This is a genomic window from Streptomyces sp. CA-181903, assembly GCF_050937075.1.
Lineage (GTDB): Bacteria > Actinomycetota > Actinomycetes > Streptomycetales > Streptomycetaceae > Streptomyces.
In genome coordinates, this window is record NZ_JBNJLY010000001.1 from 1,659,293 (window position 1) to 1,671,475 (window position 12,183).

Sequence of the window (12,183 nt, forward strand, 5' to 3'; positions counted from 1 at the left end):
GGGTCAGCGGAGCCGGAACTCGTCCTCGACGCTCCGGTTGCGGCCGGCCAGCACCCCGGCGACGGCCTGCGGGACCATCAGCGCGGCCAGCAGGGCGATCGGGAGCCCCCAGCCGCCGGTCTGCTGGTAGAGCCGGCCCACCAGCAGCGGCCCGGGAATGGAGATCAGGTATCCGACGCTCTGGGCGAAGGCGGACAGCCGGACGACGCCGGCGCCGGTCCGCGCGCGCATCCCGATCATCGTCAGGGCCAGCGGGAAGGAGCTGTTGGCGATGCCGAGCAGCACCGCCCAGGCCCAGGAGCCGCCCACCGGGGCGAGCCACAGCCCGGCGTACCCCGCCAGACCGCAGGCGACCAGCGCCACGACCAGGGGGCCCTGGTTCCGCATCCGGGCCGCGAGGCGCGGCAGCAGGAAGGAGAACGGGACGCCCATCAGCATCGTCACCGCCGCCAGCAGTCCGGCGGTCGAGGCCGAGATGCCCGCGTCGCGGTAGATCTGGGGCATCCAGCCCATGGTGATGTAGGCGCCGGTGGCCTGGAGGCCGAAGAAGACCGCCAGGGCCCAGGCGGTGGGACTGCTGGTGATGCGCGGGGTGCGCGCTTCGGTGCTGTCGGCGCTCAGGGGGGCGTGCGCGCCGTGCGGGGCGGCGCTCGGGGCGGACGTTTCGGCGAGGACCGCGCCGTCCCCCTCCGGCACGGCTCCGGTGGCCTGCTTCCCCGATGCGACTTCGGTGGCCTGCTTCTCCGATGCGGCCCCGGTGGCCTCCTTCTCCGATGCGGCCCCGGTGGTCTCCTTGACGGCACGTTCCGGCCGTTCGCCCGGCCGGCGGGTGATGACCGCCCAGGGCAGCGCGGCGGCGAGGGCGAGCAGCGCCCACACGGCGAGGCCCGGCCGCCAGCCGCCGCCCATCGCGTCCGCCAGCGGCACCGTGCTGGCCACGGTGACGGCCGCGCCGCCGGTGAGGGCCATGGAGTACAGGCCCGTCATCGGGCCGACGCGGTCCGGGAACCAGCGTTTGACCACGACCGGCATCAGCACGTTGCCCACCGCGATACCGGCCAGCGCCAGCGCGCTGAGCAGCAGGAATCCCACGACACCGCCCGCGAACGGGCGGAGCGCCAGTCCGGTGGCGATGGCCGCGAGGCCGGCGCAGACGACGGCCGCCGGGCCCCAGCGACGGGCCAGCCGGGGGGCGGCGGGGCCGAGGACGGCGAAGCAGAGGGAGGGGATGGAGGTGAGCAGCCCGGCGACGGTGCCGTTCATGCCGAGCCCGTCCCGCACCTCCTCCATGAGGGAACCGAGGCTGGTGACGGCCGGGCGGAGGTTGAAGGCCGCCAGCACCAGGCCGAGGGCGAGGAACCGCCGCGGCCAGGGCGAGGCGGCCGCCCGCGCGAGCCCTGTCACGATGTGGTGGGAGGCCCTGTCGGAGTGGGGCGTCCCGTCGGAGGCCGTGGCCGTCGTGGGCTCCTTGCCTGCTGCTGCACCTGTCATACAGCCAATCATAGAATCATGGGATGAATGGAATGCCATGCCGCTGACTTCGCCCCACAAGGCCCCCTTGGTCGATCAGGTGATCACACAACTGCGGACGCAGATCACTTCCGGTGAGTGGCCGGTCGGTTCCCGCATCCCCACCGAGCCGGAGCTCGTCGAACGGCTCGGCGTCGCCCGCAACACCGTCCGGGAGGCCGTGCGAGCCCTCGCGCACAACGGGCTCCTCACCATCCGGCAGGGCTCCGGCACATACGTCGTCGCCACCAGCGAACTCGCCGGGGTGATGGGCCGGCGCTTCGCCCGCGCCGATCCGCGGCACGTCGCCGAGTTGCGCAGTGCCCTGGAGACCAAGGCCGCCGCGCTGGCCGCGGAGCGGCGGACCGACGCCGACCTGGACCAGCTGGAGCTTCTGCTGGAGCGGCGGGCGGAGGCGTGGCGGTCGGGGGACCTGGACGAGTTCGTCGAGGCCGACGCCACGTTCCACACCGCCGTCGTCGCCGCCGCGCACAACGAGGTGCTGGCCGCGCTCTACGCCGATCTCGGCTTCGTCGTACGGAAGTTCCTGCGCGCGGACGTCGGTGCCGAGCCGCGGCCTCGGGCGCTGACCGATCACGGGAGGCTGGTCGAGGCGATCCGGGCCGGCGACGCGGTCGCCGCGGCGGCGGAGGCGAGTGAGCACCCGTACGTGTCGCGGGACGATCATGGCGGTCAGCCCGGGGAGTGACTCACCCATGCCTCGCGTATGCGCAGCCAGCAGCGCTGCGAGAGGGTGACGTGACGGGTGGGGTCGACGGTCGCGGGGGCCGTGTCCATGGCCGGGTCCCACCAGTGGGCGCAGCGGAGGTGGAGCTGCACGTGGTCGGGGGTGGCGTTGCCGTTGTAGCAGTCCGCTGTGGCGTGGGAGTTGCGGATGCGGGTGTGGCACTCGGCTTGCTGGTGGGGGGCGGGGGCGGCGACCGCCGGCTTGGGGCCGGCCAGGGTCGTCGCCATCAGGAGCAGGGCTGCGGCTCTCGCCGCGGTGCGTATCGCGGTGCGTATCACTGCCGTACCTCCTCCCACGCGGTGGTGCGGTTCTCCCAGTGTGGGGGTGGACGGCCTGGTTCTCGACTCGGGGGCGTGGCGGCCCTGGGTCGTGCCCCGGCCCCGCCCCTTCCCGTTTCTTGCGGGGCTGCGCCCCCGCACCCCCGCAACCGCGCTCCGCGCGGTTGTCCTCAACCGCCGGACGGGCTGGAGGGGGTACGCGTGAGGGCCGCAGGTCCGGTCCCTGGGGGATCCCCCAAAGCACCGGGCCTACGGCCCTCACACTCGTCCGGCTCGTCAGGCACCCATCATGTGCACGCCGCCGTCGACGTGCACGATCTCGCCCGTCGTGCGCGGGAAGAAGTCCGACAGCATGCCGACGACGCCGCGGCCGGCCGGCTCCGGGTCGGCCAGGTCCCAGCCGATGGGGGCGCGGTGGTTCCAGACGTCCGCGAGCTCCTCGAAGCCCGGGATGGACTTGGCAGCCATCGACTTGATCGGGCCGGCCGAGACCAGGTTGCAGCGGATGCCCTTGGGGCCCAGGTCGCGGGCGAGGTAGCGGTTGGTGCTCTCCAGGGCGGCCTTGGCCACGCCCATCCAGTCGTACTTCGGCCACGCGATCTGCGCGTCGAAGGTGAGGCCGACGATGGAGGCGCCCTCGCGCATCAGCGGCAGCAGGGCCATCGCCAGCGACTTGTAGGAGTACGCCGAGACCTGGACGGCCGTGGAGACGTCCTCCCAGGTGGCGTCGAGGAAGTTGAACGCGCCCTGGGGGCCGAAGGCGATGGAGTGCACGATGCCGTCGAGGGGCACGTCGTCGCCGATGTGCTCGCGCACCTTGGCGGCGAGGCCGTCGAGGTGCTCCTGGTTGGTGACGTCCATCTCGATCACCGGCGCGGGCTTCGGGAGCCGCTTGGCGATGCGCTCGACCAGGGAGAGCCGGCCGAAACCGGTCAGAATGACCTCGGCGCCCTCGTTCTGGGCCACCTTGGCGGCCTGGAAGGCGATCGACTGCTCGGTGAGGACACCCGTGACCAGGATGCGCTTGCCTGCGAGGATTCCACTCATGGCGATCAGTGACCCATGCCCAATCCGCCGTCGACAGGAATGACGGCTCCGGTGATGTATGCGGCCTCTTCGGAGGCGAGGAAGCGGACCGAGGCGGCGATCTCGTCGGGCTGCGCGTAGCGGCCCAGCGGAACGTTGGCCACGATCCCCGCGCGCTGCTCGTCGCTGAGCACGCGCGTCATGTCGGTGTCCACGAAACCGGGGGCGACGACGTTGACGGTGATGTTCCGGGAACCCAGCTCACGGGCGACGGAGCGGGCGAAGCCGATGAGGCCGGCCTTGGAGGCCGCGTAGTTCGCCTGTCCGGCCGAGCCCAGCAGGCCCACCACGGAGGAGATCAGCACCACGCGGCCCTTGCGGGCGCGGAGCATGGGCCGGGAGGCGCGCTTGACGACGCGGAACGTCCCGGTGAGGTTGGTCTCCACGACCGAGGAGAAGTCCTCCTCGGACATGCGGAGCAGCAGCTGGTCGCGGGTGACGCCGGCGTTGGCCACCAGCACCTCGACCGCGCCCTGCTTTTCCTCGATCTCCTTGAACGCCTGCTCGACCTGCTCCGGGTCCGTGATGTCGCACTTCACCGCCAGGAAGTCGGCGGGGGGCTCGCCCGAGCGGTAGGTGACGGCGACCTTGTCGCCCGCGTCGGCGAACGCGCGCGCGATGGCGAGGCCGATGCCCCGGTTTCCTCCGGTGACGAGAACCGAGCGGCTCAAAGGATCACCCTTCCGTTGACGAATCCGTACAGGGACGGAGCTGGACTACACGAACGTATCGGTAGAGGTCGCCGGGGCGACAATCGGGCACTGACAGGCGGCGTGGCCGGTCCCTGTTGGATCTCTACAGAATCTCCCGCGGAAGACGGCCCGGGGATGGGCATGATGCACGGCGACGACCCCGGGAGGTTCCGTGCCGCACGCCATCGACGCGTCATTCCTCGCACTGCCCCTGCGCCCGCTCGCCGACGCCGCCCTCGCCCGCGCCCGCGCGCTGGGCGCCGACCACGCCGACTTCCGCCTGGAACGGGTGCGCAACGCCTCCTGGCGGCTGCGCGACGCCCGGCTCGCGGGGTCCGCGGACACCACGGACCTGGGGTACGCGGTGCGCGTGGTGCACGGCGGCGCCTGGGGTTTCGCCGCCGGGACGGAGCTGACGATGGACGCCGCCGCCCGGGTGGCCGGCCAGGCCGTGGCCATGGCCCGGCTGGCGGGGAAGGTGACGGCCGCGGCCGGCTCGGGCGACCGCGTGGAGCTCGCCGACGAGCCGGTGCACGCGGAACGGACCTGGGTGTCGCCGTACGCACAGGACCCCTTCGGCGTACCGGCCGCCGAGCGGACCGCCCTGCTGGCCGACTACAGCGCGCGGCTGCTGGCCGCCGACGGGGTGGCGCACGCCGACGCGTCGCTGGTGGCCATCCACGAGAACAAGTTCTACGCGGACACGGCGGGCACGGTCACCACCCAGCAGCGCGTCCGGGTGCACCCGCAGCTGACGGCGGTGGCCGTGGACCCGGCGGGCGGCGTGGAGTCCATGCGCACCCTGGCCCCGCCGACGGCCCGCGGCTGGGAATACCTGACGGGCACCGGCTGGGACTGGGACGCGGAGCTGGCCGAGCTGCCGGAGCTGCTGGCGGCGAAGGTGCGCGCGCCGAGCGTGCGGCCGGGCGCGTACGACCTGGTCATCGACCCGTCGAACCTGTGGCTGACCATCCACGAGTCCATCGGCCACGCCACCGAGCTGGACCGCGCGCTCGGCTACGAGGCGGCGTACGCGGGTACCTCCTTCGCCACCCCGGACCGGCTCGGGAAGCTGGTCTACGGCTCGCCGCTGATGAACGTCACCGGCGACCGGACGGCCGAGCACGGGCTGGCGACCGTCGGCTACGACGACGAGGGGGTGGCCGCGCAGGAGTGGGACATCGTCAGGGACGGGATCCTGGTCGGCTGGCAGCTCGACCGCCGGATCGCCCGGCTGCACGGCCTCGGCCGGTCCAACGGCTGCGCGTACGCGGACTCGCCGTCGCACATCCCGGTGCAGCGGATGGCCAACGTCTCGCTGCGGCCCGCGCCGGACGGGCCGTCGACCGAGGAGCTGATCGCGGGCGTGGACCGCGGGATCTACGTCGTCGGCAACCGGTCGTGGTCGATCGACCAGCAGCGGTACAACTTCCAGTTCACACAGCAGAGGGCGTACGCGATCCGGAACGGCCGCCTTCGCGAGCAGCTTCGGGATGTCGCCTATCAGGGGACGACCACTGACTTCTGGGGCTCCATGGAGGGGGTCGGCGGGCCCCAGACCTACGTTCTGGGAGGGGCTTTCAACTGCGGAAAAGCGCAACCTGGGCAGGTGGCCTCCGTGTCTCATGGGTGCCCCTCCGCGCTGTTTCGGAGCGTGAACGTCCTCAACACTTCGACCGAGCTGACCCGATCCTGACGAAGCGCCCGCGCGAGGCCGAGGTCCGCACCGGGTCGACACGTCTTCACAACGCTGGCGCGGCAGCAGCAACCGCGGTGGGTCAGGGGGCGACGGAGAGGACGATCTTGCCGGTGGTGCGGCCGGTCTCGCCCAGCGTGTGGGCCCGGGCGGCTTCTTCGAGGGGGAAGACCTCGTCGACGATCACATGCAGGCGGCCGTCCTCGACGAGGGAGGTGATCTCGCGCAACCCCGCGTGGTCGGGCTCTACGAGCATGAACACCGCCCGTACTCCGGCTGCTTCCGCCTCCTTGACGGGAAAGGTGCCGTTTGGCGGCAGGATCGAGATCAGCATGCCGCCCGGCCGCAGCGTTCGGAGGGACCGGGCCCAGTTGGGGCCGCCGAGGGTATCCAGGACGACATCAACGCCCCGGAGGGCCTCGGTGAAGTCCTGGGTGCGGTAGTCGATCAGCTCGTCGGCACCCAGCGAGCGGAGCAGCTCGTGCTTGGCGGCGCTGGCCGTGCCGATGACGTACGCGCCACGGGCCTTCGCGATCTGCACGGCCAGGTGGCCGACTCCTCCGGCAGCCGCGTGGATCAGGACACGTCGGCCGGGCTGAACGTTCGCGGTGTCCACGAGGGCCTGCCAGGCGGTCAGCGAGGCCAGCGGCAGGGCGCCGGCCTGGATGTGGGTGAGTCCGTGGGGACGCGGGGCGAAGTGCCGGGCCGGAGCGGTGACGTACTCGGCGTAGGCGCCCGCCGGGTGCGGGAAGCGCGGCATCCCGAATACCTCGTCGCCCGCCTGGAAGAGTGTCACTCCCTCGCCGACCGCTTCGACCACCCCGGCGACGTCGTAGCCGAGTGTGAACGGCGGCCGGACCCCGGTGGCGAACTCGCCCCGCGCGCGGGTCTTCCAATCCGTCGGGTTCACGCCTGCCGCGTGCACCCGGACCAGGATCTCGCCCCGGGCCGGCGTGGGGCGCTCCACCTCGACGACTTTGAGGACGTCCGGGGCTCCGGCGGTGTCCTGGGAAACGGCGCGCATGGTCGTGGGGGTGCTGGTCTGGTCCATGACGAAGTGCTCATTTCAGCAGTGCGTTCGTTGTCGTTTGTGCCGGTTGTCTTGGGCACGTCCTCAGACTGTCCGGGCGGACCGGCCCCCAGGAGTAGCCCGATGGCCATGGACTGAAAGGATCGGGCCATGCACGACATTGGCGTTCTGGCCCTGGACGGCGTCGTCCCCTTTGAACTGGGCATCCCCGCACGGATCTTCGGCGCCGCCCGCGACAGCATGGGCAATCGGCTCTACTCCGTGACCACGTGCAGCCTGGACGGCGGCCCTGTCCGCGCCGAAGCCGACTACCAGCTCACGGTTTCCCACGACGCCTCCCTGCTGGCCACCGTCGACACCGTCGTCATCCCGCCCTCCCACGCGCTGGGCCCCATCCGCGAGGAGGGTCGCCTGCCCGACACGCTGCGCAAAGCGTTGGGCGCCATCCGCCCCGGAACCAGGATGGTGGCGATCTGTACCGGCACCTATGTGCTGGCCGCCGCAGGACTGCTCGACGGTCGCCCCGCCACCACACACTGGCGCGAAGGCGATCGTCTGCAGCGCATGTTCACCACCGCGCGCATCGACCCCGACGTCCTCTTTGTCGACGACGGCGACGTCCTGACCTCCGCCGGGGCCGCCGCCGGCATCGACCTGTGCCTGCACATCGTGCGCCGCGACCACGGCAGCGACATCGCCAACGACGTCGCCCGCTCCTGCGTCGTGCCACCCTGGAGGGACGGCGGACAGGCCCAGTACATCCAGCGCCCCGTCCCTGATCCCGGCGCCTCCGGCACCGCCCCCACCCAGGCGTGGGTCATGGAACGCCTCGCCGAACCCATCGCCCTGGCCGACATGGCCTCCCACGCAGGCGTCAGCGTGCGTACCTTCACCCGTCGCTTCCGCGACGAGGTCGGCGCCAGCCCCGGCCAGTGGCTCATCCGCCAGCGCGTCGACCTTGCCAGGCACCTGCTGGAATCCACCGACTGGCCCGTCGAGTCGGTCGCCCATCGCGCCGGATTCGGCACCGGCGTCTCCCTGCGCCAGCACCTTCATGCCGCCATCGGCGTCACACCCCAGGCATACCGCCGCACCTTCCGTGCGGTGCGCCCGGACACCTCGACGAAGTCCGGGAGTACGTGGCCGAGCGTCTCGGAGACCCGTCGGCAGCGCTGATCGTGGACCACACGGGCTTCCTGAAGAATCGGGAACCCGGAGATCACTCCCTCCCCCGCGAAGGGGGCGCCCAGGCATTGCGCGTCCACGCCGGCTCACGCTCCGAATGGGTGGGTATACACCCAAGGGCTCAGCGCACCAGGTGGTCCGCAGGCTGCGCCTCCGGGTCGTCATGAGGTCGTCATCAGACCCCGTACGGTCCGGTTTCAGCCGGTATGAACAGGGAGCGAGGGCAGACCGTGAAAAACCGCCTGATTTGCATGGGTGCTTCTTGGAGCGGTACGCCCCCTGCTCCCCCGGTGAATTTCCGGTTCACCGGCCGGCGCTTCTTCCGGACCGGGCGCGGGCGGCTCGCGGGACTCGCGGGGTTCGCGACGGGTTCGCTCGACTGTCCGTCGGCGCTGTTCCACAGAGCGGACGTGCTCAACACGGCGCGGGCGGACGGCAATTGAGGCGCGGCGGGGAATCGTACGGGACCGGGACGGCGACGAGGGGAGCCCACACGTGACAGCACGTCGGAACAGGCCGCAGGAGATCGTGGAGCGGGCCCTCGCGCTGTCCCGTGCGGACGGTTGCGCGGTGGTCGTCGCGGAGCGCTCGTCGGCCGATCTGCGCTGGGCGCGCAACGCGCTGACCACCAATGGGACCGCGCGCGGGCGCGCGGTGACCGTGATCGCGACCGTGGGCGGCGGGCAGGGGGCGGCGGCCGGGGTGGTGTCGGGCTCGGCGGTCACGGCCGACGACGTGGAGCCGCTGGTACGGGCCGCCGAGGAGGCCGCGCGCGGGGCGGGGCCCGCCGACGACGCACAACCGCTGGTGGCGGACGTCCCGCACTCCCCCGCGTTCGAGGAGCCACCGGCCGGGACGTCCGCCGCCGTGTTCGACGCGTTCGCCCCGGCGCTCGGCGAGTCCTTCGCCCGGGCCCGGGCCGAGGGCCGCGAGCTGTACGGCTACGCCCGGCACCAGACGGTCACCTCCTACCTGGGCACCTCGACCGGGCTGCGGCTGCGGCACGACCAGCCCATGGGCCGGGTGGAGCTGAACGCGAAGGACGTGCGCGGGCCCGGTTCGGCGTGGCTGTCGCGGGCCACGGACGGTTTCGCCAACGTCGATCCGCGGGCGCTGGACGCCGAGCTGGCGCGGCGGCTGGCCTGGGCGGCCCGGGGCCGCACCGAGTTGCCCGCCGGCCGTTATCCGACGCTGCTGCCGCCGACGGCCGTGGCGGACCTGGTCTGCTACCAGCAGTTGCGGGCGGACGCGCGGGACGCGGCGGAGGGCCGGACGGCGTTCGCGCGGCCGGGCGGTGGTGACGGGCCGAGCGGTGGTGACGGGCCGAGCGGTGGTGACGGGCCGGGCGGTGACGGGCCGGGCGGCCGGACGCGGGTGGGCGAGAAGCTGTCCGGACTGCCGCTGACCCTGCGCAGCGACCCGTACGCCCCCGGTCTGGAGTGCGCGCCGTTCGTGCTGACGGACGGGTCGGACACCCGGTTGTCGGTCTTCGACAGCGGGCTGCCGCTGGCCGCGACGGACTGGATCCGCGATGGGGTGCTGGAGCGGCTGACCGCCGGCCGGCACACCGCCGCGCTGACGGGCCTGCCCGTCGCCCCGTACACGGACAACCTGATCCTGGAGGCGGGCGGCACCCGGTCGCTGGACGAGATGGTCGCCGCGAGCGGGCACGACGGCCCCGAGCTGCTGCTCACCTCGCTCTGGTACATCCGCGAGGTGGACCCGGCGACGCTGCTCGTCACCGGGCTGACCCGGGACGGCGTTCTGCTGGTGCGGAACGGCGAGGTCGTCGGCGAGGTGAACAACTTCCGGTTCAACGAGTCGCCGGTGGACCTGCTGTCCCGGGCGGTGGAGGCGGGCCGCACCGAGCGCACGGTGCCGCGCGACCTGGCGAAGGTCTGCCCGCGCGCGGCGATGCCGGCGCTGCGGGTGCCCGACTTCCACATGAGCTCCGTGAGCAAGGGGGTGTGAGAGCGGGCGCGGTGACGGGGGCGGTACGGGCGGGGGCGTCGCGCGCACGGCCGAATAGACTGGCGCACGACCGACCCGTTCCGCCCCCTGTGCCCCCTGGGGCGCCGGGGACCACCGTCCGCTACAGATCTCAGGAACGCCATGACACGCCTCGGCGAATCCGTCGCCCGCGCCAGTGAGCTCCTCGCACAGGACCTCTCCCTCGACTCGACCGTGGAGCAGTTGCTCACCGAGACCAAGGCGCGGCGTTATCTGGACCTGTCGGACCTCTCGGCGCGGGAGCAGGCGGAGCTGATCGCCGGCCGCGCGGTGGAGGTGCTGCCCGGGACGGACAAGCTGGCCGAGCGGATCGACGAGCGCCGGGCGGCCGGGAAGAACCTGCACATCAAGCTGGGTATCGACCCGACGGCGGCCGACGTGCACCTCGGCCACACCGTGCCGATGATCGTCCTCAACCGCTTCCAGCGGATGGGCCACGAGGTCACGCTGCTGATCGGCGACTTCACCGCCAAGATCGGCGACCCGACGGGCCGCACGGCCGAGCGCCCGCCGCTCACCGACGAGGACATCGAGAAGAACCTCGCGGGCTACCGCGAGCAGGTGCGGCCCTTCTTCGACTTCGAGAAGGTCCGCTTCCGGCAGAACAGCGAGTGGCTGGCGCCGTTCACCTTCCCCGAGCTGCTGGGCCTGCTCAACCAGGTGCCGGTCTCGCAGCTGCTCCAGCGCGAGGACTTCCGCAACCGCCTCGCCGCGGGCTCGGGCCTGACCATGTCGGAGCTGATGTACCCGATCGCGCAGGGCCTGGACTCGGTGGCGCTGGACTGTGACGTCGAGCTCGGCGGCGCCGACCAGCTGCTCAACCTGCAGATGGGCCGCAAGCTGATGGAGCTGCGCGGGCAGCGTCCGCAGCTGGTGGTGACCATGCCGCTGATCGAGGGCACCGACGGCACCGGCGCGAAGATGTCCAAGTCCAAGGGCAACTACGTGGGCCTGACCGCCCCCGCCGACGACGTCTTCGGCAAGATCATGTCGGTCCCGGACCGGCTGATGGAGCCGTACCTGAAGGCGTGGACCGAGTGGACGGACGCGGAGATCGCGCTCGCGCTCGGCCGCGTCGGGGAGCGTTCGCTGCACCCGATGGACCTGAAGAAGGTCCTCGCGGGTGAGGTCGTGGCCGCGCTCTACGGGGTCGAGGCCGCGATGGCCGCCCGGGCCGGCTTCGTCGCCCAGTTCTCGAAGAAGAGCTTCACCGACGTCGGCGACCTGCCGGTGGTCGAGGTGGCCGAGCACGGCGCCGAGCCGGTCACGGTCGTCCTCAGCAAGGTGCTGGGCTTCCAGCCGAGCGCCTCGGCCGCGCGCCGGGTCGCCAAGCAGAACGGCCTGCGGCTGGTGGTGGAGACCGACGGCGGGCAGCAGGCGATCGTGCTGGCCGAGGCGGACGCGATCCGTCCGCTGGCCGAGGTGGTGCCCGAGCTGCTGTCGGGCGCCGGGCTTTCCGCGGCGGGCGCCGTCTACCTCAAGACGGGCCGGCGGATCGCGGAGCTCCGCGGGCTGTAGCCGGTCTCTTGCTCCCGCGGACGGGCGGGCCGGGTTTCCGGTCCGCCCTTCCGCGCTCCCGGGGGCGGCGCTAGACCCGTGCTCCCCTCCTGCCTCGCGTCCCGGCCCAGAGCCGGTCTCCGATGGCGACGATGACGACGGCGCCGATCAGCTGGAGCAGGTGCCGGATCCAGTCGATGCCGTGGGTGTGGCGGACTCCCAGCGCGCTGGCGGCCCAGTTGCCGAGCACGGCGCCGACCATGCCGCAGATGATCGTCAGCCAGATGGGGATCGCTTGCTTGCCCGGCAGGATCGCCTTGGCGATCAGGCCGAGGACGAGACCGACGATGATGGCCCACAACCAGTTCATGCCGCCTCCTCGTGCGACGCTGCGGAGCGTGCTCACGCCAGTGTCGGCCCGCCACCCGTCCGGCGCACGTCGAACCCTTCCG

At 72.2% G+C, this 12,183-nt stretch carries 10 protein-coding genes and 1 pseudogene; 5 read left to right on the plus strand and 6 right to left on the minus strand.

What is annotated here, in order from left to right; genetic code table 11:
• Positions 1-3: 3 nt before the first annotated feature.
• A complete protein-coding gene (locus ACQEVS_RS07170; protein ID WP_433016756.1) occupies positions 4-1,491 on the minus strand; it encodes a CynX/NimT family MFS transporter in 1,488 nt (495 codons plus the stop codon).
• 37 nt (positions 1,492-1,528) lie between these two features.
• Here ACQEVS_RS07170 and ACQEVS_RS07175 point away from each other — a divergent pair, with 37 nt between their 5' ends.
• Positions 1,529-2,218 (plus strand): FadR/GntR family transcriptional regulator, encoded by a 690-nt coding sequence (locus tag ACQEVS_RS07175; protein WP_433016759.1) that lies wholly within the window; start codon positions 1,529-1,531, stop codon positions 2,216-2,218.
• Here ACQEVS_RS07175 and ACQEVS_RS07180 read toward each other — a convergent pair.
• The 3 genes from ACQEVS_RS07180 to fabG form a co-directional block, all read right to left on the minus strand.
• Complete coding sequence (locus ACQEVS_RS07180; protein ID WP_433016762.1) at positions 2,203-2,535, minus strand: hypothetical protein; 333 nt, start codon at positions 2,533-2,535, stop codon at positions 2,203-2,205. The genes ACQEVS_RS07175 and ACQEVS_RS07180 overlap by 16 nt on opposite strands.
• A gap of 276 nt (positions 2,536-2,811) precedes the next feature.
• Positions 2,812-3,582, minus strand: a complete 771-nt coding sequence (gene fabI, locus ACQEVS_RS07185) for an enoyl-ACP reductase FabI (protein WP_433016765.1) — start codon at positions 3,580-3,582, stop codon at positions 2,812-2,814.
• Positions 3,583-3,587: 5 nt separating this feature from the next.
• On the minus strand, positions 3,588-4,292 hold the full coding sequence (gene fabG, locus ACQEVS_RS07190; protein WP_433016768.1) for a 3-oxoacyl-[acyl-carrier-protein] reductase: 705 nt from the start codon (positions 4,290-4,292) through the stop codon (positions 3,588-3,590).
• Between the two features lie 193 nt (positions 4,293-4,485).
• Here fabG and ACQEVS_RS07195 point away from each other — a divergent pair, with 193 nt between their 5' ends.
• The gene (locus tag ACQEVS_RS07195; RefSeq protein WP_433016771.1) at positions 4,486-6,009 is read left to right on the plus strand and encodes a TldD/PmbA family protein; all 1,524 of its coding nucleotides are present in this window, start codon (positions 4,486-4,488) and stop codon (positions 6,007-6,009) included.
• 82 nt (positions 6,010-6,091) lie between these two features.
• On the opposite strand, the gene ACQEVS_RS07200 is transcribed toward ACQEVS_RS07195, so the two are convergent.
• Positions 6,092-7,060, minus strand: coding sequence for an NADP-dependent oxidoreductase (locus tag ACQEVS_RS07200; RefSeq protein WP_433016774.1), 969 nt, complete (start codon positions 7,058-7,060; stop codon positions 6,092-6,094).
• A gap of 129 nt (positions 7,061-7,189) precedes the next feature.
• On the opposite strand from ACQEVS_RS07200, the pseudogene ACQEVS_RS07205 reads away from it, so the two are divergent.
• From ACQEVS_RS07205 to tyrS, 3 genes and pseudogenes are all read left to right on the plus strand, one after another.
• Positions 7,190-8,143 (plus strand): annotated as a pseudogene (locus ACQEVS_RS07205) (GlxA family transcriptional regulator); the annotation flags it as partial.
• A gap of 576 nt (positions 8,144-8,719) precedes the next feature.
• Positions 8,720-10,195 (plus strand): metallopeptidase TldD-related protein, encoded by a 1,476-nt coding sequence (locus ACQEVS_RS07210; RefSeq protein ID WP_433016777.1) that lies wholly within the window; start codon positions 8,720-8,722, stop codon positions 10,193-10,195.
• Between the two features lie 141 nt (positions 10,196-10,336).
• Positions 10,337-11,752 (plus strand): tyrosine--tRNA ligase, encoded by a 1,416-nt coding sequence (gene tyrS, locus ACQEVS_RS07215; RefSeq protein WP_433016780.1) that lies wholly within the window; start codon positions 10,337-10,339, stop codon positions 11,750-11,752.
• Between the two features lie 70 nt (positions 11,753-11,822).
• Here the strand turns inward: tyrS and ACQEVS_RS07220 are convergent, their stop codons facing one another.
• Complete coding sequence (locus tag ACQEVS_RS07220; RefSeq protein ID WP_433016783.1) at positions 11,823-12,101, minus strand: GlsB/YeaQ/YmgE family stress response membrane protein; 279 nt, start codon at positions 12,099-12,101, stop codon at positions 11,823-11,825.
• Positions 12,102-12,183 lie beyond the last annotated feature (82 nt).

Coding starts and splice junctions, on each gene's coding strand:
- ACQEVS_RS07170 (WP_433016756.1), bottom strand. CDS start 1,491: ATGACAGGTGCAGCAGCAGGCAAGGAGCCCACGACGGCCACGGCCTCC.
- tyrS (WP_433016780.1), top strand. CDS start 10,337: ATGACACGCCTCGGCGAATCCGTCGCCCGCGCCAGTGAGCTCCTCGCA.
- ACQEVS_RS07175 (WP_433016759.1), top strand. CDS start 1,529: ATGCCGCTGACTTCGCCCCACAAGGCCCCCTTGGTCGATCAGGTGATC.
- ACQEVS_RS07220 (WP_433016783.1), bottom strand. CDS start 12,101: ATGAACTGGTTGTGGGCCATCATCGTCGGTCTCGTCCTCGGCCTGATC.
- fabI (WP_433016765.1), bottom strand. CDS start 3,582: ATGAGTGGAATCCTCGCAGGCAAGCGCATCCTGGTCACGGGTGTCCTC.
- ACQEVS_RS07200 (WP_433016774.1), bottom strand. CDS start 7,060: ATGGACCAGACCAGCACCCCCACGACCATGCGCGCCGTTTCCCAGGAC.